Origin of the sequence: Sphingomonas sp. (genome assembly GCF_035490575.1) — a bacterium.
GTDB lineage: Bacteria > Pseudomonadota > Alphaproteobacteria > Sphingomonadales > Sphingomonadaceae > Sphingomonas.
Genome location: NZ_DATJLI010000094.1, coordinates 16,070 through 35,630, shown reverse-complemented (window position 1 = coordinate 35,630; position 19,561 = coordinate 16,070). Strand labels below are relative to the sequence as shown.

The window sequence follows — 19,561 nt, the reverse complement described above, 5'->3', positions numbered from 1 at the left end:
GGGCGCAGGCGCGCTCGATCGCGGAAATCGAAGGCGACATGGCCCAGTCGCGCCCGATGCTGCGGCTGCTGCAAGGCGATGTGGGGTCGGGCAAGACGCTGGTGGCGCTGATGGCGCTGCTGATCGCGGTGGAGGGCGGGGCGCAGGGCGCGCTGCTGGCGCCGACCGAGATCCTGGCGCGGCAGCATTACGACAATCTGTCACGGATGCTGTCGGGCATCGCCCGCGTCGCCATCCTGACCGGACGCGACAAGGGGCGCGCGCGCGAATCGACGCTGATGGGGCTGGCGTCGGGGGAGATCGACATCCTGGTCGGCACTCATGCGATCTTCCAGGAAAGCGTCAGCTACCGCGATCTGGGGCTGGTAGTCGTGGACGAACAGCACCGCTTCGGCGTGGCGCAGCGGATGTTGTTACAGGCCAAGGCCGAGCGCCCGCCGCACCTGCTGGTGATGACGGCAACGCCCATTCCCCGCACGCTGACGCTGGCGCAATATGGGGAGATGGACGTCAGCCGGCTGGACGAGATGCCGCCCGGCCGCGAGCCGATCGAAACACGCGTCGTGTCCGACGACCGCCTGTCCGAAGTGGTCGAGGCGCTGGGCCGCCATATCGAGGGCGGGGGGCAGGCCTATTGGGTGTGTCCGCTGGTCGAGGAAAGCGAAAAGTCCGACATGGCCGCGGCCGAGGCGCGGGCGGAAACGCTGCGGGCGCGCTTTGGCAGCGATGCGGTCGCGCTGGTGCATGGCCGGATGAAGGCGCCGGACAAGGACGCCGAAATGGCCCGCTTTTCGGCCGGGCGCGCCGGGGTGCTGGTGGCGACGACGGTGATTGAGGTCGGGGTCGACGTGCCCAACGCCACGCTGATCGTCATCGAACATGCCGACCGTTTCGGGCTGGCGCAGCTGCACCAACTGCGCGGGCGTGTCGGGCGCGGCGGCGGGCGATCGATCTGCCTGCTGCTGCGCGGCGGAACGCTCAGCGAAACATCGCGCGCGCGGCTGGCGCTGATGCGCGAGACCAATGACGGCTTTCGCATCGCCGAGGAGGATCTACGGCTGCGCGGCGCGGGCGAATTGCTGGGCACACGGCAGTCGGGGGAAGCGGTGTTCCGGCTGGCCAGCCCGGAAATGATGGGCGAATTGCTGCCAATGGCCAATGCCGATGCCCGTTTGCTGATCGACCGAGACGGCGGGCTGAACGGCCCGCGTGGCGCGGCGGCGCGGACGGCGCTGTATCTGTTCGAACGCGATGCCGGGGTTGCGCTGCTGCGTTCGGGTTGACGCTGCGGCCCCATGCGTTAGCGGCGTCGGGCATGAACGCGCTGATCCCCATACTGGCCGCCCTGCTCTCCGGCATCGGGGTCGCGGTGCAGACGCCGACCAACGCTGCGCTCGGCCGCACAGTGGGGTCGGTCGTGTTTGCGGCTTTGATATCCTTTTCGGTCGGCACGATCATCTTGCTGGCGGCGTGGCTGCTGGCCGACCGCACGCCGCTGACCCAGTTGAAGGGGGCGCGACCGTGGATGCTGCTGGGTGGTGCTTATGGCGCCTTTTTCGTCGCGGCGGTGGCCTTTGCCGCGCCGCGTCTGGGGCTGGCGTCGATGCTGACGATCGTTATTGCCAGCCAGTTGATGGCGGCGCTGGCCATCGACCATTTCGGACTGCTCGGCCTGCCGCGCACGCCCATCGGCGTTTCCAAGGTGCTGGGCGTGCTGCTGGTTCTGGGCGGTGTAGTGCTGGTGCGCCGAACCTGAGCGTTATCGGCGCATGACGCTGGAGAGCAGTTCGTAATAGCTGGCGCGGTCGATGCCCTGTTCGAACTGGCAACCGATCCGGCCACCCAATGCCCAGCGGATTTCGGCGACGACGACACCCACCACGGGCAGCGTCACGCGCAGCCGGTCGCCGGCGGCGAACGCGCCTTCGCAACGAGCCATCAGGCCGTGCGGCGACAGGTTGACGATGACCGGCGACAAGGCCCGCGCATCCGGTCCAAAGGCGCGTGCGCGGAAATGCACCTCATCGCGGTCCTCTGCCCGCTGGTCGGCATAGGCCCGTCGAGCGCCCGGATAGGTCAATGCGCGATCCCCCATTTCCACCCGGTCCATTGTCGACCGCGGCGGATGAACGATGGGCCAACAAAGGGGGTAAACCCGGCATTATCCTTTTGGCGGGATCAGCCGCGCACGAGCATCCCGTGATGCTTCTTGCCTGCCGACAACCGCACCCCTTCGGGACCCACCGGCAGCACGGTGTTCTCGTCCTCGATCCGGTTGCCGTCCGCGCGTGCGCCGCCGCCCTTTATCAGACGGCGCGCTTCGCCCTTCGATGCGACCAGGCCGAGCGCGACGAGCGCATCGACGACGCCGATCGACCCGTCCGGCACGACATGTGTCGGCAAAGCAGCGCCGGCCGCGCCTTCTTCAAAGGTGCGACGCGCGGTCTCGGCCGCGTGTTCCGCCGCGTCACGCCCGCGGCACATGGCGGTGGCTTCGTTGGCGAGGATCTTCTTCGCCTCGTTGATCTCGGCCCCGCCCAGCGATTCGAGGCGGGTGATTTCATCCAGCGGCAGGTCGGTGAACAGGCGCAGGAACCGGCCGACATCGGCGTCGTGGGTGTTCCGCCAGAACTGCCAGTAATCATAAGCAGGCAGCGCGGCTTCGTTCAGCCACACCGCGCCCGACATCGTCTTGCCCATCTTGCCCCCATCGGCAGTGGTGATGAGCGGGGTGGTAACACCGTAAACCTCGGTCCCGTCGACACGGCGGGCCAGTTCGATGCCGTTGACGATATTCCCCCACTGATCCGATCCGCCCATCTGGAGCCGGACGCCCATGCGCCGCGACAACTCGCGGAAGTCATAGGCCTGAAGGATCATGTAGTTGAACTCAAGAAAGCTCAGCGACTGCTCGCGGTCCAACCTGAGCTTCACCGAATCGAAGCTGAGCATCCGGTTGACCGAGAAATGCTGGCCGATGTCGCGCAGGAACGGGATATATTCCAGCCGGTCGAGCCATTCGGCATTATCGACCATCACGGCATCGGTCGGGCCGTCGCCAAAGGTCAGAAACCGCTCGAACACCGTCTGGATCGACGCCACATTCGCGCGGATGATGTCGTCGGTCATCAGCTTGCGCGCTTCATCCTTGAAGCTGGGGTCGCCGATCTTTCCCGTGCCGCCGCCCATCAGCACGACCGGCTTGTGTCCGCTTTGCTGCATCCGGCGCAGCAGCATGATCTGCACCAGGCTGCCGACATGCAGCGAGGGCGCGGTGGGATCGAAGCCGATATAGCCGGGCACGACCTGTTTCGCGGCGAGCGCGTCCAGCGCGGCGGCATCGGTCATCTGGTGGACATAACCGCGCGCGGTCAGCGTGCGGAGCAGGTCGGATCGATATTCGGTCATGGTGCGCGCGCCGATAGCATGATTTGGCGGCGGTGCGAGGGGCCATCTCGACTTCACCGCTCGCTGGGCTAGAGGAAGGGGATGGAAAAGGGTGCGCGCGTATTGGCAATGGGATTGATGTCGGGCACCTCGCTCGACGCGATCGACGCCGCTTTGATCGAAACCGATGGCGTCGGGCAAGTGCGCCCGATCGCCTTTCACGCGACCGACTGGTCGGATACCGACCGCGCCTTGTTGATGGCGGCGACCGAACGCGCGCTGGCGATGGCGGGGCCGTCCGGCGATGCGCTGATCGAACAGGCCGAAGCGCGATTGGGCGCCGCGAATGCTGAAGCGGTCGAGCGGTTGCTGGATGTCGCCGGGGTGTCGCGCGATGCGGTGTCGGTGATCGGCTTTCACGGGCAGACGATCGTCCATCGACCCGATCGCGGCTGGACGTGGCAATTGGGCAACGGCGCCGCGCTGGCCGCCGAGTGCGGAATCGACGTGGTCGCCGATTTCCGCAGTGCCGATGTCGCCGCCGGGGGACAGGGCGCGCCGCTGCTGCCCGTCTATCATGCGGCGCTGACGGCGGGCATGGACGGGCCGCTCGCCGTGCTCAATCTGGGGGGCGTGGCGAACGTCACGTTCATCGATGGCGATACGCTGATCGCGTTCGATACCGGTCCCGCCAACGGTCTGATCGATTCGTGGGTGGCGGAAGCGCGCGGGCTGCGTTTCGATGCCGATGGCGCATTGGCGGCGGCGGGTCGCGTCGATGATACAGTGCTGACGGCCATGCTCGATCATCCCTATTTCGATCTGCCCGCGCCCAAGTCGCTCGACCGCAACGACTTCACCATCCAGCCGGCACGCGGTCTGTCGGTGGAGGACGGCGCGGCGACACTCGCGGCGTTCACGGCGCAGACGGTGGAGGAAGGGCTGCGGCTGTTGCCCCGTCGCCCCGTCCGGCTGATCGTTGCCGGGGGCGGGCGGCATAATCCCACGCTGATGCGGATGATCGCGGAGCGAACCGGACTGGTCCCCGAATCGTCGGACAGCCTGGGCTGGAACGGTGACGCGCTGGAGGCGCAGGGCTTTGCCTATATGGCGGTTCGCGCGTGCCGGGGGCTGCCGATCAGCTTTCCCGGCACCACGGGTGTTGCCGCGCCGATGACGGGCGGTGTCCTGTTCCGGGTGGCGCGCTGATGCTGGCGGGGTTGATCTTCGCGACCGAGGCGGCGGAGGACCGGGCCGAGGCGCTGGCCGCGACGCTGCCCTTTGGCGGCATGACATTGATCGAATATCAGGCGCGGCTGCTGATCGGCTGCGGCGCGGGGCACATCCTGATCGCGGTGGCGCGGGTTACGCCCGCATTGCTGGCGGCGGTCAACCGCATCACGCGTCGTGGCGTCGCGGTCGATATCGTCCGGTCGGCGGAGGAAGCGGCGGCAAAGGCGCATCCGCTGGCCAGCATCGTCGTGGTCGCCGACGCGCTGGTCACGACCGACCAGGCGATGCGCGCGATCGCGGGCGCGCAACCCGATACGCTGATGGTGACGAGCGACGCCACCACCCCGGCAGCGGTCGAGCGGGTGGATGCCGATCATGTCTGGGCGGGCCTTGCCGCGCTGTCACCGACGCGGCTCAAGGAACTGGCGGCGATGCCGCGCGAGTATGATTTCCAGTCGACGTTGCTGCGTGTATCGGTTCAGGGCGGCGCGGCGGTGCTGCCCCTGCCGGCAGGGGCCAGGCGAGCGGGCCACGGCGTCGAGCGTCATGTCGATACGCTCGCCAGCCGCAGCAACGCGGTGCTGGCGGCGCTGGCTAATGGCCGCACCGACTGGCCCGATCGTTTTGTCTTCACGCCCGTCTCGCGTCTTGCGCTGCCACGGCTGGCGGCAAAGGGAACGCCGCACTGGGTGGTGCCGGCGGTCGCTGCGCTGCTGGCGATCGCCGCGCTGGCGCTGATCGGGTGGGGGCGGCCCGGCGGCGGGGTCGTTGCCGGGCTGGCGGGCATCGCCGCCTTGTCCACCGGCTCGCTGCTTAGTTGGCTGCGCGGCGAAGATCGACGCGCGCAGGCGCAGGAACGGGCGATCGCCGCCCTGTCGGGCGTGCTGATGCTGGGCGTCGGGATGCAGGCATCGGCAGCGGCATGGACCGCGACTGCGCTGGTGCTGGCACTGGTGACGGTGGCCGCAGCGACGTTGGTGGAACGCGCGGCCGCGCGCGCGGCGTGGTGGTGGGGCAGCCCATCGGCCTATCCGCTGTTGCTGGCGCCCTTTTCCCTGTCCGGCCTGACCAGTGTCGGGCTTGCCGTCACCGCCGCCTATGCAATGGCGACACTCGCGGCGGCGCTGGAGAAGCTGCGCGAAAAGCCTTAGGCGCTCTTTAACGACAGCAGCGTTAGGGACTTCGGCAATGTCGCTCGACCTGTCCGAGCAGCGCGGTGGCGAGTCCATCGACGCTTCCAACCTGTTGGCGAGCGCCAGCCGGGCGCAATCGCTTTGCCGGCTGCGGCGTGAAGCGAGCGTGCGCGATCTGCTGACACCCGATGACGCGCGGCTGGATGACCAGCGCCGCTATGCGCTACGCACCTTGCTCCGCGCGATCGTGGGGACGATCGGCGGCGATATCCAGGACCATGCCCACCGGACATTGACGCAACGTGGTGCAACCGCCGCCGCGCAAGCGCTGACCCGGATCGAGGCCTATCACATCATGCCCGCCGTCGAGCGGTGCCTGGGGCAGGACACGGTGGTCGCGGGCGAGTTGATCGAACGCGTGACGCTCGACCTGATCGGATCGGCGCTGCCGTCGGGTATCGTCGCCGCACAGGGCGCGCCATGGCCCGCCGGGCATCGCACGCTCGACCAGCGGCTGCTGGCGCTGCGCCAGGCCGAAGGCCGGCGTCAGGCGCCCCCCGACCAGCCGCCTTATGCAATCGACCTGACCGCCGAATGTCAGGCGCGCTTCGTCTGGTGGATTGCGGCCGCGATTGCGCGTGCCGCCGATGCCGACGGCAATGCGCGCGTCGCGCTGGACCGGGCCATCGCCGATGCGGGCGGACAGGTGCTGGCCGGCCATGACGAGGGTGAGGGGCTGGAGGGCATTGCCGCGCGGCTTGCGCTTTCGCTCGACCTGCGTGGGGATTTGCTGGTGCCCATCGTGGAACATTGCCTGGGAGAGCGGCGGATCGTCCTGCTGGTCGCGATCCTGGCCCATGCGCTGGGCGTCGAAGGCGCGACCATGCGGACGATGATCGTCGACCCGGCCGATCCGCGGCTGTGGCTGGTGCTGCGCGCGCTCGACCTGCCGCGGGAGACGGTCGCGCGGCTGGGCTATGCGGTTTGCGAAGCCGACCGACGACGCGATGTCGAGATGTTCGCTGACCGGCTCGACGCGATCATGGCGATATCGCCCGATGCCGCCGACGGCGTGCTCGCCAATTTACGCCTGCCCGCCGATTTCCGTGCGGCACTGGATTTGCAATCATGACGCCGAACGATCCTGTCGCTCATGCCCGGCTCGATGCCGAGGGGCGTCCCTTGTCGATCGACGGACGGCTGGCGTCGCTCAACAGCGCGGCCGGTGGTGGCGCAGGCGTGCCGCTGGCAATCCCCGCGCTTGCCGGGGTCGCGCGGCTGTCGCGGCGGCTGGGCATCGTCATCGCCCGACCCGTGCGCGTCGCCGATGGCGAGGAGGATGTGGAGCTGTGGGTTCGTGCGCGCCCCGTGGGGGATGGCGTTGAAATCGAAGTCAGCGGCTGGCGGCTGCACGATGTCGTCGCGCCGCCCGCAGGGGGCGAAGCAGCGCGTGCGTTCGATGTCGCGGATGCTGATTTCACCTTTGAAACCGATGCGGGCATGACGCTGACCGCGCTGTCGGGCGAACCGGTATCGATCGGCCAGCCCATGACGAAGATTTTTGATTTCAGCGTGGGCGATGGACTGGTTCAGGTGCTTGCCGCCACGGCAAATCGCGGTGCTTTCGCCGATCAGCCCGCCCGGCTGGTTCCGGGCGCGCGCGATGTGCTGCTGTCGGGTCAGGCGCGGATCGATGTTGCTGGCGAGTTTGCGGGATTGGCCGGAAGTGGTCGTTTTGTCGAGCCGTTGGCCGATGCGCCGGCCATGTCGAACGCGGCTTTTGGCGACCGGTTCGCAACCCGGCTGGACCGCGCGCTGCGGACGCCGCTGCAACGGATCGTCGCCAATGCCGATTCGATCGGCGCGCAGACCGACGGGCCGATTCGTCCCGAATATATCGATTACGCCCATGATATCGCCAGCGCGGCCCGGCACCTGATGGGGCTGGTGGATGATCTGGTCGATTTGTCGGCGATCGAGCGCCCCGATTTCACCGTCGCGGCGGAAGCGATCGACCTTGCCGACGTCGCCAGGCGCGCCGCCGGGCTGCTGGCGGTGCGCGCGGGCAATGCCGATGTGCGGATCGAACGCCCGGCGAGCGGCGACACGCTGCCCGCGATCGGCGAGTTCAGACGCGCGTTGCAGATCCTGGTCAACCTGATCGGCAATGCGGTGCGATATTCACCGCGCGGTGCTTCGGTATCGGTCGTGGGCGAGCGAGGCGATGGCAGTGCGGCGATCATCGTCGCCGACGAAGGGCGCGGGATCGCGATGGACGACCAGGCGCGGATTTTCGATAAGTTCGGGCGTGTCGACCCCAGCGAGCCGGGCGGCAATGGCCTGGGCCTGTATATCGCGCGGCGGCTTGCGCGCGCGATGGGCGGCGACATCACGGTCGAGAGCGAGGCGGGGCAGGGCGCGCGCTTCACGCTGACCCTGCCCGCGCCCTGACCGTCTCAGCGCAACCGGCGCCCCAGCAGGATCAGGAACAGCCCGACGACGGAAACGGCCGAGCCGACCGTCACCCAAACGCTGTCACCGACCATGAAGCTGCTGGCAGGCCAGGCGATGATGCCCAGCCCTTGCAACATCCAGAAGATGCCCAGCAGCGCGACGGCCAGCCCCAATAGCGAAAGGATGGAGCGAAGCCGCCGCATCATTGCCTCAGCGCTTATCGACGGGGACATAGTCCCGCTGCGTCGGGCCGGTGTAGAGCTGGCGGGGGCGGCCGATCTTCTGCTCGGGGTCCGAGATCATTTCGTTCCACTGCGCCACCCAGCCCACGGTGCGGGCAAGCGCGAACAGAACGGTGAACATCGTCGTCGGGAAGCCGATCGCCGACAGGATCACGCCCGAATAGAAATCGACGTTCGGGAACAGTTTCTTCTCGATGAAGTAATCGTCGTTCAGCGCGATCTCCTCGAGGCGAAGGGCGGTCTCGAACAGCGGGTCCTGAACGTTCAGCGCTTCGAACACCTCGCGCACCGTCTTCTGCATGACGGTCGCGCGCGGATCGTAGTTCTTGTAGACGCGGTGACCAAAGCCCATCAGGCGGAACGGATCGTTCTTGTCCTTGGCGCGCGCGATATATTCGGGGATCTTGTCGGGCGTGCCGATCTCGCGCAGCATGTTGAGCGCCGCTTCATTGGCGCCGCCATGCGCCGGACCCCACAGGCAGGCGATACCCGCCGCGATGCACGCGAACGGATTGGCGCCCGACGAGCCGGCCAGCCGGACGGTCGAGGTCGACGCATTCTGTTCGTGGTCGGCGTGCAGGATGAAGATGCGGTCCATTGCCCGTTCGACCGCCGGGTTCACTTCATATTGCTCGGCCGGAACCCCGAACGTCATGCGAAGGAAATTGCCGGTGTAGGACAGCGAATTGTCGGGATACAGGAACGGCTGCCCGACCGAATATTTATACGCCATCGCCGCGATCGTCGGCATCTTGGCGATCAGGCGGTGGCTGGCGATCATGCGCTGATGCGGATCGGCGATATCGGTCGAATCGTGATAAAAAGCCGAAAGCGCGCCCACCACGCCGCACATGATGGCCATCGGATGGGCATCGCGACGGAACCCGCGATAAAATTGCGCCAGCTGTTCGTGCAGCATGGTGTGTCGGCTGATCGTCCAGGTGAACTTGTCCAGGTCCGCCTGTGTGGGCAGCTCGTGGTTCAGCAGCAGATAGGCCACTTCCATGAAGCTCGACTGTTCGGCCAGTTGCCCGATCGGATAGCCGCGGTGCAGCAGCACGCCTTCGTCACCGTCAATATAGGTCAGGCCCGATTCGCAGCTCGCGGTCGAGGTGAAGCCGGGATCATAGGTGAACATCCCCGACTGACCGTAAAATTTGCGGATGTCGACCACGTCCGGCCCGACGCTGCCGTTGCGGACGGGATAGTCCTTGTCCTTGATGGTCAAGGTCTGGCTCGTGTCGCTCATTCGCGTTTCCTTCCCATTGTTCGTTCGTCGAGCCGGTCGGCCGACGGGCTTATTGGTCGGCCGTGACGGCCATCTGGTCGGCGATCCGGCCCAGGCTTTCGTCGCGACCCAGCAGGATCAATACGTCGAAAATGCCCGGCGAGGTCCGCCGCCCCGTAAGCGCCGCGCGCAAGGGCTGCGCCGCCGCGCCGAGCTTGATGCCCCGCGCCTCGGCCACGCCGCGGACCGCCGCTTCGAGTTCTTCCGTATCCCAGTGCGGCACCGCGTCAAGGGCGCTGTGCAATGCAGCAAGCACCTCTCGTGCCGAACCCTCCAGCAGCCCCTTGGTATCGTCCGCAACTTCCAGCGGCCGAACCGCGAACAGGAACGCCGCGCCATCGGCAAGCTCGTTCAGATTGGCGGCACGCGGTTTCAGCACCGGCATCGCCGCGTGCAATCTGGGTATCGTGTCAGGCGCATCGACCCCTGACAGGCGGGCCGCGACCAGCTCCGCCAGCCGCGTATCGTCGGCGGCGCGGATATACTGACCGTTCAGATGTTCCAGCTTTTTCTGGTCGAAGCGCGACGGCGACTTGCCGACACCGTCCAACGCGAACCAGTCGATCGCCTGCTCGCGGCTGATGATCTCGTCATCGCCATGCCCCCAGCCCAGACGCAGGAGATAGTTCGACAGCGCGTCGGGCAGGATGCCGAGTTCGTCACGATACGCCTCAACCCCCAGCGCGCCGTGTCGCTTGGACAGCTTGGCGCCATCGGCCCCGTGGATCAGCGGGATATGGGCATAGACCGGATCGGGCCACCCGCCTTCCACCGCATCCATTGCGCGGATCAGCGCCAGTTGGCGGAAGGCGTTGTTCAGATGATCGTCGCCGCGGATGACATGCGTGACGCCCATGTCATGATCGTCGACCACCACCGCCAGCATATAGGTTGGCGTGCCATCGGAGCGTAGCAGGACAAAATCGTCCAGTTCGGCATTGGCGACGGTGACGGGGCCTTGTACCTCGTCATTGATCGTCACGCTGCCTTCGGTCGGCGCCTTGAGACGGACGACAAACGGCATGTCGGCGGGCGCATCCGCCGGATCACGGTCGCGCCAGCGCCCGTCATAGCGCATCGGCTTGCCCGCCGCGCGCTGTGCTTCGCGCAAAGCGGTCAGTTCGTCGGGCGTCGCATAGCATTTATATGCGTGCCCGGCCTCAAGCAGCTGCTTCGCGACCGCGGCATGACGATCGGCGCGTGCGAACTGGAACACGGCGTCGCCGTCCCAGTCGAGGCCCAGCCAGCGCATCCCCTCAATGATCGCATCGATCGCCGGCTGCGTTGAACGTGCCCTGTCGGTATCCTCGATCCGCAGCAGGAACCGCCCGCCATGATGGCGCGCGAACAGCCAGTTGAACAGCGCGGTGCGCGCGCCGCCGATGTGAAGAAAACCCGTCGGCGAGGGCGCGAAACGAGTGACGATGGCGGGGTTCCGGTCGGTGCCGGTAAGATTGGTTGCGCTCAAGCGCGCTTGCTCCCAAGACTGGACTGGTGATGGCATTCTGGCCCGGCAGCGCCCCTAGCACGCGACCCGGCGCGCTTCAAATCGGGGCGACGTGGCGTCGGTTCAACCCGTTCCGCGCCATTGAATCGTGGCTTGAGGCGGAACGCGATCAATTGCCCTTGTGGCTGCCGGTAGCGCTTGGCGGCGGCATGACGGCATGGCTGACCTTGCCGATGCGGGGGCAATGGGCGGCGTTCATCCTGGCGATGCTGGCGCTGTCGGCGTTCGCGCTGGCCGGCGGGCGCGGTGGACGGATGCCGCGCGCGGTGGCGATCGGGGCGCTGGCGGCGGCCATCGGTTGTGGCCTGATCTGGCTGCGTGCCGAAAGCGTTGCTGCGCCAGTGCTGGCGCGACCCGCGATCGTCGCGCTCGACGCGCGCATCGACCGGATCGAATGGCTGCCCGCCCGCGACATCGCGCGGGTGACGCTGGCGCCGGACCGTGCCGACCTGCCGCCGCGTGTGCGGGTGAATGTGCCGATCAAGGCGCTGTCGCCGCAGACCGCAGCGGGCGACCGGCTGCGGCTCAAGGCCCGCTTGATGCCGCCCGCACCGCCTGCCGTGCCCGGCGCCTATGACTTTGCGCGGGTCGCGTGGTTTTCGCGGTTGGGCGCGACCGGCCGTGCGCTCGGCCCGGTCGAGCGGATCGCCTCTGGTTCGGGCGGAGCGAGAACGCTGCGTGAGCGCCTTACCCGGCATATCCAGGCGCGGGTCGGCGGCAGCGCGGGCGGCGTGGCATCGGCGCTCGTGACGGGGGATCGCGGCGCCATCGCGGTCGAGGATGATGAGGCGCTGCGCCGATCCGGCCTGGCGCATCTGTTGTCGGTCAGCGGGCTGCATGTGACGGCGGTCGTCGGCGCGACGATGGTGCTTGCGCTGCGCGTGCTGGCATTGTGGCCGATGGCGGCGTTGCGCTTTCGCCTGCCGGTCGTCGCGGCCCTTGTCGCCGCGCTGGTGGCGGGGTTCTATACCTGGCTGACGGGGGCGGAGGTGCCCACCGTGCGCTCGCTGATCGCGGCGTTGATCGTGCTGGCGGCCCTCGCGCTGGGGCGGGAGGCGATTACCCTGCGGCTGGTCGCGGCGGGTGCCACATTGGTTCTGTTGTTGTGGCCTGAGGCGATCGCGACCGCCAGTTTCCAGCTGAGCTTTGCGGCGGTCACGGCAATCGTCGCGCTGCATGAACATCCCACGGTGAGCCGCTGGTTCGCGACGCGGGAAGAGCCGTTCGTCACGCGCGCGGGACGCGGTATCGGATCGCTGCTGCTGACCGGACTTGCGGTCGAGCTGGCGCTGATGCCGATCGGGTTGTTTCATTTCCACAAGGCGGGCCTGTATGGCGCGGCTGCCAATCTGGTGGCGATCCCGCTGACGACGTTCGTGGTGATGCCGCTGGAGGCGCTGGCGCTGGCGCTCGATACGGTAGGGGGCGGTGCGCCGGCGTGGTGGCTGGTCGAACAGGCGTTGCGCCTGCTGCTGTTGCTGGCGCGCGGCGTCGCGGCGGCGCCCGGCGCCGTCGCCGCGATGCCGACCATGCCGGCCTTTGCCTTTGGCCTGATCGTCCTTGGCGGCTTGTGGATCGCATTGTGGCGCACACGCTGGCGCTGGCTGGGAAGCGTTCCGTTTGCTGTCGGCGCCGCGGTGGCGCTTGCAAGCCCGTCGCCGGAACTGATCGTGACCGGCGATGGTCGCCATGTTGCCTTGCGAACCGATGACGGGGCGATGCGACTGCTGCGCGACCGGGCGGGCGATTATGTTCGCGGCATCCTGGGCGAAGCGGCGGGCATTGACGCCCCGCTCGGCGCGATCGAGGAAGGCAGTGGCGCACGGTGCAGCCGCGATATTTGTGTCGCCCAGATCGTTCGTGCCGGCCGGCGGTGGACTATCACGGCGACACGCAGCGCCGATTTCCTGCCGATCGGGGAAATGCTTGCCCTGTGCCGCGCCAGCGAGATCATCATCAGCGACCGGGGCCTGCCGCGCGGTTGCGCGCCGCGCTGGCTGCGACTCGACCGCTGGATGTTGAGGCGCACCGGCGGCGTTGCCATCGACCTTGACCAGCCACGGGTCACGCGCGCGCGGATCGTCGGCGACCAGGCGTGGAAGCAACCCGCTGGGGTGATGCCGGGACCATTGCCGCCGCCCCGAAACATCGTCAGGGACAGGCCATGAAGGTCGTTATCGCACTCACGCTCGCTCTCCTCCCCGTAGCGCTGTCCGCACAGGATTCGGCCGCGAACCATGCCCGGCAACGCGCGGCGTGGAACCAGCGACAGGCACCGTTCCGGATCGCTGGCAACCTTTATTATGTCGGCACCAGTGAACTTGCCGCCTATCTCGTGACCGATCCGGCGGGCCATGTCCTGATCGATGCGCCATTGTCCGAAAGTGTGCCGCAAGTCGCGGCGAATATCCGTTCGCTTGGCTTTCGCGTTCGCGACGTGCAGCGACTGCTCAACAATCACGCGCATTGGGATCATGCCGACGGCCTGGCGGCGTTCAAGCAACTGAGCGGTGCGACTTTATGGGCAAGCGCGGGCGATCGCGCGACGCTGGAGAGCGGCGAGGCGACCGATCGCGATGACATGACGCCCTTTGCGCCGGTCAAGGTCGATAATGTGTTGCGGGATGGTGAGGTCATTGCGGTCGGCGCCACGCGGATCACCGCCCACCTGACGCCGGGCCACACCCCCGGCTGCACCAGCTTTACGCTGGTTACGCGCGATACCGCGATCGAGAAGGGCCGCCCGCTGAACGTGCTGCTGGCGTGCAGCCTGACCGTTGCGGGACAAAAGCTGGTCGGCAATGATCGCTATCTTGGTGCGGTGTCCGATTTCCGGCAATCGATCGACCGTCTGGCGACGATCAAGCCCGATATTTTCCTCAACTTTCACGCCAGCGGCTTCGACCTGGCTGAAAAGCGCAAGCGTCAGCTTGACGGGGATGCGGCGGCCTTTGTCGATCCGGTCGAGTGGTCCCGACGCCGTATCGCCGCCAACGAAGCGTTCGAGGCCGAACTGGTGCGCCAGAAACGCTCAACCCGCTGAACGGTGACTGTCCACGCCGAACCGGCGCCGATCAATATCGCCGCAGCAATCCCGCCAGCTTGCCCTGAATGCGGACCTGATCGGGTCGGTAATGTTGCGGCTGATGACTGCTGTTCGCGGGATCGAGCCGGACCATCGCGCCCTCGTGCCGCAGATATTTCAGCGTCGCTTCATGATCGTCGATCAGCGCCACCACGATTTCCCCATCGCGCGCCACTTCCTGCCGCCGGATAAGTGCGTAATCGCCATTCAATATCCCTGCCTCGACCATGGAATCGCCAGCCACTTCCAGCGCATAATGATCGCCGGAACCCAGCAGCGCGGCGGGCACCGGCAGCATGGTCGCGTCTTCCATCGCCTCGATCGGCATACCGGCGGCGATGCGGCCGTGCAGCGGCACCTCGATTACGTCATTGGCGGGCACGGGCGGCGCGGGCGGCGCGGCGCGGACGGGGGCCTTTGTCTTTCGTGCCGCCGCTTCGGCGCGCTCGGGCATTTTCAGCACCTCAAGCGCCCTTGCCCGATTTGGCAACCGCCGAATGAATCCGCGTTCCTCGAGAGCGCTTATCAATCGGTGGACACCCGATTTGGAGCGGAGGTCGAGCGCGTCCTTCATCTCCTCAAACGAGGGGGACACCCCGGTCTCACCCAGGTGATCGGCGATGAAGCAGATAAGTTCGTGCTGCTTGCGCGTCAGCATCGCGCTTCTCCCAAAGAACAGACACTGAACGTCTATGCTTTGTTCCATATGCTGTCAAGCAAGCGGCACAATAGCGACGGTTTCGCCGGCCGCCGCCGGCGGTGCATGTGGCGGGCGCAGCACAAGGCAGTCGGCGCGGGCCAGCGTTTTCAGCATCGAACTGTCCTGGATCGTGGCGACGTGAACTTTTCCGTTGATCCGCGTGGCGCGCAGATAATCGGTCCGCTCGCCATTGGCAGGCAGCGCTTCGCCCAGCCGCGCCTCCGCAAGGGCCGGGACCGGCGCCTTCGCACCGGCCAGATGCGCGATCACCGGACGGACGAACAGCGTGGCGGTGACGAATGCCGATACGGGATTTCCCGGCAGTCCTATGACGACCATATCGTTCAATCGGCCTGCCAGCATCGGCTTTCCCGGCCGAAGCGCGACACGCCAGAAATCGAGCGCCGCGCCCGCGGCCGCCAGTGCGGGGCGCACCAGATCATGGTCGCCGACCGATGCGCCGCCCGTGGTAATCAGCAGATCGGCGGTAACCCCCGAAAAGGCATCACGCAGCGCATCGAGCCGATCCGGCAGGATGCCCAGGTCGATGATGGTGACGGGCAAGTCGGCAAGCATCGCCGCCAGCATGACACCGTTGCTTTCAGGCAGTGCGCCGTCCTCCAGCGGCGCGCCAGCGGGTCGAAGCTCGTCGCCCGTGGCGGCGATGGCGACCCGCACCTTGCGGCGCACCGGCAAGCCGGCATGACCCGCGACCGCGGCCAACGCGACGCGAGCCGGGGTCAACCGCTCGCCCGCCTCGATCAGAATGTCCTCTCGTGAAAAGTCCAGTCCGCGACGCCGCACGTTCCGTCCCGGATGGGCGGGGCCGTCGCCGTCCAACCAAACCGCATCGCCTTGCGTGCGCGCTTCTTCCTGAACGAGCACGCAATCCGCGCCGTCGGGCATCGCCGCGCCGGTAAAGATACGCACCGTCTGGCCCCCGCCGATCGACCCGGCAAATGGGCGCCCGGCAGCGCTTTCGCCAACCAGGCAAAAGGGACCGGGCAAATCGGCATGGGCAATCGCATAGCCGTCCATCGCCGACAGGTCATGCGACGGCTGCGTCCGCAGGGCGGCAACCGATGCAGAAGTCCAGCGTCCGCTCGCCGCCGACAACGGCACCGTCGCCACCTCGACCGGCCCGGCCAGCGCGAGCAGCCGTGCCTGGGCCTCTTCGACGGGCAGCAGCGCCATCAGGTCCCGGCGTGCCAGTCGCCGGACTTGCCGCCAGTCTTGGACAGCAAGCGGATATCGCGCAGAATCATGCCCTTATCGATCGCCTTTGCCATGTCGTAAAGGGTCAGCAGCGCGACCGACACCGCCGTCAACGCCTCCATCTCGACCCCCGTTACCCCGCTGGTCGCAACGGTGGCGGTCGCCGCCACGCCATCGGAATCGATGTCGAGCGCCAGGTCGACGCGGGACAGGGGAAGAGGGTGGCACAGCGGGATCAGGTCGCTGGTCCGTTTGGCGGCCATGATCCCCGCGATCCGCGCCACCGCCAGCACGTCGCCCTTTGCGACAGCCCCGTCGCGGATCGCGCGCACCGCTTCGGCGCTCATGTCGATCCGGCCGGCCGCCACCGCCTGGCGCCTGGTCACGGCCTTGTCGCCGACATCGACCATGCGTGCCGCACCGGCGGCATCGATATGCGTCAGGCTGCTCATCCGACCAGCGCGCGCGTCGCGGCCTCGACATCGCGCTGACGCATCAGCGCTTCGCCGATCAGGAAGCAGCGGATGCCGTGTCCGGCCATCGCGTCGAGTTCGGCGCGCGTATTCAGCCCGCTTTCGGCAACAAACGTGCAGCCCGCCGGAGCCGCGCCGACCAGTTCATAGGTCTTGTTGAAATCGACGGTGAAGTCTTTGAGATTACGGTTGTTCACGCCGATCAGCCGCGAGCGAAGGCGCCCGGCGCGCGCCATTTCGGTGGTATCGTGCACTTCGACCAGAACGTCCATGCCGCGCTCGATCGCAGCGGCCTCGATTTCGGCCATTGCGCCGTCGTCCAGCGCAGCGACGATGATGAGGATCGCATCGGCACCGATCGCGCGGGCCTCGGCCACCTGCCACGGCTCGACCATGAAATCCTTGCGGAGCACGGGCAGGTCACAGGCCGCGCGGGCGGCAACCAGATAATCCTCATGACCCTGAAAGCCTGGCGCGTCGGTCAGCACCGACAGGCACACCGCACCGCCCGCAGCATAAGCGCGTGCGTGATCGGCGGGGTCGAAATCGGCGCGGATCAGGCCTTTGGACGGGCTGGCCTTCTTCACCTCGGCGATCAGCGCGTGACGACCCATCGCAGCGCGGACATCCAGCGCGGCCTTGAACCCGCGGGGCGCGCTTTGCGTCAAAGCGCGGCGGTCGAGGTCGTCAACCGACGCCAGCGCACGACGCGCCGCGACCTCGACGCGCTTGCGCTCAAGAATGCGGGTCAGCATATCACTCATACGCGGTCGATCCAGTTTGCCAGCAGGCGAGCGGCGCGACCGCTGTCGAGTGCTTCGGCCGCCTGCGCCGCCCCATCGGGCAGTGTGTCGGCGCGCGCCGCGACCATCAATGCGGCGGCTGCATTCAGGAGCACCGCCTCGCGATAGGCACCCTGCGCGCCGTCGAGAAGGCGGGCAAGCGCCGCCGCGTTCTCACCGGCGTCGCCGCCCCGGATCGCGCTCAGCGGATGGCGGCCCAACCCCGCATCTTCGGGTTCGATCACGGTCGGCAGTGCCGCCGAACCGACATTGACCGCCACGCTGGCGCCCGCGCACGACAGTTCGTCCAGCGCATCCTCACCGGACACCACGGCGGCCGCTTCGGCGCCCAGCAGCGACAGCGTCTCGGCATAAACCGGCGCGTAATCGGGCCGTGCGATGCCGATCAACTGCCGCCCAACCCCGGCGGGATTGGCGAGCGGTCCCATCAGATTGAAGATCGTGCGCCGCCCCATGCGTCGCCGCAGCGGCGCCAGCCGCGCCAGCGCCGGGTGGTGGTTGGCCGCGAACAGGAAGGCGATGCCCAGTTCGTCCAGCGTTGCCTCGGCACTCGCGGTCGCGGCATCGAGGTTCAGGCCCAGCGCCTCCAGCGTGTCGGCGGCCCCCGCCCTGGACGATGCGGCGCGGTTGCCGTGCTTGGCGACCGGCACACCGCACGCCGCCACCACGATCGCCACGGCGGTCGATACGTTCAGACTATGGTGCCCGTCGCCACCGGTGCCGCAAACGTCGATCGCGCCGTCAGGTGCGTGCAGGCGGATCATCCGCTCACGCAACGCACGGGCAGCGGCCGCGATCTCGATCGACGTCTCGCCCCGTTCGGTCAGCGCGATCAGGAACGCCGCGACCGCATCGTCATCGACGCGCCCGTCGAGGATGTCGGCAAAGGCACGCGCGGCACTGTCGTGCGAAAGCGGCGTCACCGCGTCGGGCAGCATCGTCGACACGCTCATGCGGCCAGCCCACCCGGCATTACCGCGTCCAGCCCGGCGCCGCGCAGGAAATTGGCGAGCATCGCATGGCCATGTTCGGTCGCGATGCTTTCGGGATGAAACTGCACGCCGTGGATCGGCAGGCTTGTATGGCGGAATCCCATCACGCTGGCATCGGCGGCGGTCGCGTTCACGACCAGTTCCGACGGCACGTCGGTCACGATCAACGAATGATAGCGCGTCGCGGTGAATGGCGAAGGCAGGCCCGCGAACATCCCGGTGCCGTCATGTTCGACCGGACAGGTCTTTCCATGCATCAACCCGCCGCGCACGACCTTGCCGCCGAAATGCTGACCGATCGCCTGATGACCCAGGCACACGCCCAGCAACGGTTTGCCCAGATCGGCACAGGCGGCGACCAGATCGAGGCTGATGCCCGCTTCGTTCGGGGTGCAGGGGCCGGGCGAGATCAGGAACGCCTGTGCGTTGGTCGCGATCGCGTCCTGCGCGGTCATCGCGTCGTTGCGCTCGACCCGCACCTCGACCCCCAGTTCCATCAGATAATGGACCAGGTTCCAGGTGAAGCTGTCGTAATTGTCGATGACGAGGAGCATATGAGTCCTCACTTAGCTCTCGTTCAGCCACGCGCAAGCATGTCGCGTCGATGGCTCTACCAAAGCCTTGGAGAGATGATGATGCGTCGCCTGTTGATCCTGCCGCTTTTGGCATTTGCCGGTCCGGTTGCGGCGCAGGAGGCCGAACAGACCGCCAGCAGCAATCCGCCCCAGCGCATCCGCAATGTCATGCTGCGCGAGGGCGAGAAATGCCCTGAAGCGAATGGCGACGAGATCGTCGTGTGCGGGCGACTGGACCCCGACGAGATATATCGCATTCCCGAGGAGTTCCGGCAGCCGCGATTCGATCCCGCGAACAACGCATGGACCAATCGGGCACAGACGATCATGGACGTGAATCGCGCGGGCCTGCCCAACAGTTGCTCTCCGGTCGGCACGGGCGGCCAGACCGGTTGCAATCAGCAGATGCTTGACCAATGGTGGGCGTGGAGGCGTGAGCAGCAGGCCGAGGCCGCACGCATTCCCTGAACCGGC

General features: G+C 67.2%; 20 protein-coding genes. 9 read left to right on the top strand and 11 right to left on the bottom strand.

The annotated features are described in order from the left end of the window. Together VL973_RS07265 and VL973_RS07260 are read left to right on the top strand one after the other, a co-directional pair. A partial coding sequence (locus VL973_RS07265; RefSeq protein WP_325283360.1) for an ATP-dependent DNA helicase RecG occupies window positions 1-1,283 on the top strand: 1,283 nt, incomplete at its 5' end. A gap of 32 nt (window positions 1,284-1,315) precedes the next feature. Next, window positions 1,316-1,756, top strand: coding sequence for a DMT family transporter (locus VL973_RS07260; protein ID WP_325283359.1), 441 nt, complete (start codon window positions 1,316-1,318; stop codon window positions 1,754-1,756). Window positions 1,757-1,759: 3 nt separating this feature from the next. On the opposite strand, the gene VL973_RS07255 is transcribed toward VL973_RS07260, so the two are convergent. Continuing rightward, window positions 1,760-2,095 (bottom strand): PilZ domain-containing protein, encoded by a 336-nt coding sequence (locus VL973_RS07255; RefSeq protein WP_325283358.1) that lies wholly within the window; start codon window positions 2,093-2,095, stop codon window positions 1,760-1,762. An 83-nt stretch (window positions 2,096-2,178) separates the two neighbouring features. Further along, on the bottom strand, window positions 2,179-3,408 hold the full coding sequence (tyrS, locus tag VL973_RS07250) for a tyrosine--tRNA ligase (RefSeq protein ID WP_325283357.1): 1,230 nt from the start codon (window positions 3,406-3,408) through the stop codon (window positions 2,179-2,181). An 81-nt stretch (window positions 3,409-3,489) separates the two neighbouring features. Here tyrS and VL973_RS07245 point away from each other — a divergent pair, with 81 nt between their 5' ends. From VL973_RS07245 to VL973_RS07230, 4 genes are read left to right on the top strand one after another with little or no spacing between them, the layout of a single operon-like run. Then, window positions 3,490-4,596: an anhydro-N-acetylmuramic acid kinase gene (locus VL973_RS07245; protein WP_325283356.1), complete on the top strand. Its 1,107-nt coding sequence runs from the start codon at window positions 3,490-3,492 to the stop codon at window positions 4,594-4,596. Continuing rightward, a complete protein-coding gene (locus VL973_RS07240; protein WP_325283355.1) occupies window positions 4,596-5,771 on the top strand; it encodes a hypothetical protein in 1,176 nt (391 codons plus the stop codon). Before VL973_RS07245 ends, VL973_RS07240 begins: the two co-directional genes overlap by 1 nt. 37 nt (window positions 5,772-5,808) lie before the next feature. Continuing rightward, entirely contained in the window at window positions 5,809-6,885 is a 1,077-nt protein-coding gene (locus tag VL973_RS07235) for a hypothetical protein (protein WP_325283354.1), read from the top strand. Further along, window positions 6,882-8,204 (top strand): sensor histidine kinase, encoded by a 1,323-nt coding sequence (locus tag VL973_RS07230; RefSeq protein WP_325283353.1) that lies wholly within the window; start codon window positions 6,882-6,884, stop codon window positions 8,202-8,204. Before VL973_RS07235 ends, VL973_RS07230 begins: the two co-directional genes overlap by 4 nt. 5 nt (window positions 8,205-8,209) lie before the next feature. Here the strand turns inward: VL973_RS07230 and VL973_RS07225 are convergent, their stop codons facing one another. The 3 genes from VL973_RS07225 to gltX are packed head-to-tail and all read right to left on the bottom strand — an operon-like array spanning window position 8,210 to window position 11,205. Beyond that, the gene (locus tag VL973_RS07225; RefSeq protein ID WP_325283352.1) at window positions 8,210-8,413 is read right to left on the bottom strand and encodes a hypothetical protein; all 204 of its coding nucleotides are present in this window, start codon (window positions 8,411-8,413) and stop codon (window positions 8,210-8,212) included. 4 nt (window positions 8,414-8,417) lie between these two features. After that, window positions 8,418-9,698, bottom strand: coding sequence for a citrate synthase (locus VL973_RS07220; protein ID WP_325283351.1), 1,281 nt, complete (start codon window positions 9,696-9,698; stop codon window positions 8,418-8,420). Window positions 9,699-9,747: 49 nt separating this feature from the next. Continuing rightward, window positions 9,748-11,205 (bottom strand): glutamate--tRNA ligase, encoded by a 1,458-nt coding sequence (gene gltX / locus VL973_RS07215; protein WP_414712209.1) that lies wholly within the window; start codon window positions 11,203-11,205, stop codon window positions 9,748-9,750. A 29-nt stretch (window positions 11,206-11,234) separates the two neighbouring features. On the opposite strand from gltX, the gene VL973_RS07210 reads away from it, so the two are divergent. Then, entirely contained in the window at window positions 11,235-13,412 is a 2,178-nt protein-coding gene (locus VL973_RS07210) for a ComEC/Rec2 family competence protein (protein ID WP_325283349.1), read from the top strand. Continuing rightward, window positions 13,409-14,287 (top strand): subclass B3 metallo-beta-lactamase, encoded by an 879-nt coding sequence (gene bla / locus VL973_RS07205; RefSeq protein WP_325283348.1) that lies wholly within the window; start codon window positions 13,409-13,411, stop codon window positions 14,285-14,287. The genes VL973_RS07210 and bla overlap by 4 nt, the downstream gene beginning before the upstream one ends. Before the next feature lie 31 nt (window positions 14,288-14,318). Here bla and lexA read toward each other — a convergent pair whose 3' ends face one another. Genes lexA through VL973_RS07175 form a run of 6 tightly spaced genes read right to left on the bottom strand, consistent with a single transcriptional unit; the run spans window position 14,319 to window position 19,066 of the window. After that, on the bottom strand, window positions 14,319-14,987 hold the full coding sequence (lexA, locus tag VL973_RS07200; RefSeq protein ID WP_325283347.1) for a transcriptional repressor LexA: 669 nt from the start codon (window positions 14,985-14,987) through the stop codon (window positions 14,319-14,321). Window positions 14,988-15,041: 54 nt separating this feature from the next. Continuing rightward, a complete protein-coding gene (locus VL973_RS07195; protein WP_325283346.1) occupies window positions 15,042-16,223 on the bottom strand; it encodes a molybdopterin molybdotransferase MoeA in 1,182 nt (393 codons plus the stop codon). Continuing rightward, window positions 16,223-16,696 carry a cyclic pyranopterin monophosphate synthase MoaC gene (gene moaC, locus VL973_RS07190; protein ID WP_325283345.1) on the bottom strand — a complete coding sequence of 158 codons (474 nt, stop codon included), beginning with the start codon at window positions 16,694-16,696 and terminating at the stop codon, window positions 16,223-16,225. The genes VL973_RS07195 and moaC overlap by 1 nt, the downstream gene beginning before the upstream one ends. Beyond that, window positions 16,693-17,481: an indole-3-glycerol phosphate synthase TrpC gene (gene trpC, locus VL973_RS07185; protein WP_325283344.1), complete on the bottom strand. Its 789-nt coding sequence runs from the start codon at window positions 17,479-17,481 to the stop codon at window positions 16,693-16,695. Before trpC ends, moaC begins: the two co-directional genes overlap by 4 nt. Then, on the bottom strand, window positions 17,478-18,473 hold the full coding sequence (gene trpD, locus VL973_RS07180) for an anthranilate phosphoribosyltransferase (RefSeq protein WP_325283343.1): 996 nt from the start codon (window positions 18,471-18,473) through the stop codon (window positions 17,478-17,480). The genes trpC and trpD overlap by 4 nt, the downstream gene beginning before the upstream one ends. Then, a complete protein-coding gene (locus tag VL973_RS07175; protein WP_325283361.1) occupies window positions 18,470-19,066 on the bottom strand; it encodes an anthranilate synthase component II in 597 nt (198 codons plus the stop codon). Before VL973_RS07175 ends, trpD begins: the two co-directional genes overlap by 4 nt. A 39-nt stretch (window positions 19,067-19,105) precedes the next feature. On the opposite strand from VL973_RS07175, the gene VL973_RS07170 reads away from it, so the two are divergent. Then, window positions 19,106-19,555: a hypothetical protein gene (locus VL973_RS07170; protein ID WP_325283342.1), complete on the top strand. Its 450-nt coding sequence runs from the start codon at window positions 19,106-19,108 to the stop codon at window positions 19,553-19,555. The last annotated feature ends 6 nt before the right edge of the window (window positions 19,556-19,561 follow it).

Excerpts from the sequence above, each read along its gene's own strand:
- lexA (WP_325283347.1), bottom strand. The coding sequence starts at position 14,987 with ATGCTGACGCGCAAGCAGCACGAACTTATCTGCTTCATCGCCGATCAC.
- VL973_RS07170 (WP_325283342.1), top strand. The coding sequence starts at position 19,106 with ATGTCGCGTCGATGGCTCTACCAAAGCCTTGGAGAGATGATGATGCGT.
- trpD (WP_325283343.1), bottom strand. The coding sequence starts at position 18,473 with ATGAGCGTGTCGACGATGCTGCCCGACGCGGTGACGCCGCTTTCGCAC.
- VL973_RS07255 (WP_325283358.1), bottom strand. The coding sequence starts at position 2,095 with ATGGGGGATCGCGCATTGACCTATCCGGGCGCTCGACGGGCCTATGCC.
- VL973_RS07235 (WP_325283354.1), top strand. The coding sequence starts at position 5,809 with ATGTCGCTCGACCTGTCCGAGCAGCGCGGTGGCGAGTCCATCGACGCT.
- VL973_RS07195 (WP_325283346.1), bottom strand. The coding sequence starts at position 16,223 with ATGGCGCTGCTGCCCGTCGAAGAGGCCCAGGCACGGCTGCTCGCGCTG.
- trpC (WP_325283344.1), bottom strand. The coding sequence starts at position 17,481 with ATGAGTGATATGCTGACCCGCATTCTTGAGCGCAAGCGCGTCGAGGTC.
- VL973_RS07230 (WP_325283353.1), top strand. The coding sequence starts at position 6,882 with ATGACGCCGAACGATCCTGTCGCTCATGCCCGGCTCGATGCCGAGGGG.
- VL973_RS07260 (WP_325283359.1), top strand. The coding sequence starts at position 1,316 with ATGAACGCGCTGATCCCCATACTGGCCGCCCTGCTCTCCGGCATCGGG.
- VL973_RS07220 (WP_325283351.1), bottom strand. The coding sequence starts at position 9,698 with ATGAGCGACACGAGCCAGACCTTGACCATCAAGGACAAGGACTATCCC.
- VL973_RS07245 (WP_325283356.1), top strand. The coding sequence starts at position 3,490 with ATGGAAAAGGGTGCGCGCGTATTGGCAATGGGATTGATGTCGGGCACC.
- moaC (WP_325283345.1), bottom strand. The coding sequence starts at position 16,696 with ATGAGCAGCCTGACGCATATCGATGCCGCCGGTGCGGCACGCATGGTC.
- tyrS (WP_325283357.1), bottom strand. The coding sequence starts at position 3,408 with ATGACCGAATATCGATCCGACCTGCTCCGCACGCTGACCGCGCGCGGT.
- VL973_RS07175 (WP_325283361.1), bottom strand. The coding sequence starts at position 19,066 with ATGCTCCTCGTCATCGACAATTACGACAGCTTCACCTGGAACCTGGTC.
- bla (WP_325283348.1), top strand. The coding sequence starts at position 13,409 with ATGAAGGTCGTTATCGCACTCACGCTCGCTCTCCTCCCCGTAGCGCTG.
- VL973_RS07240 (WP_325283355.1), top strand. The coding sequence starts at position 4,596 with ATGCTGGCGGGGTTGATCTTCGCGACCGAGGCGGCGGAGGACCGGGCC.
- VL973_RS07210 (WP_325283349.1), top strand. The coding sequence starts at position 11,235 with ATGGCATTCTGGCCCGGCAGCGCCCCTAGCACGCGACCCGGCGCGCTT.
- VL973_RS07225 (WP_325283352.1), bottom strand. The coding sequence starts at position 8,413 with ATGATGCGGCGGCTTCGCTCCATCCTTTCGCTATTGGGGCTGGCCGTC.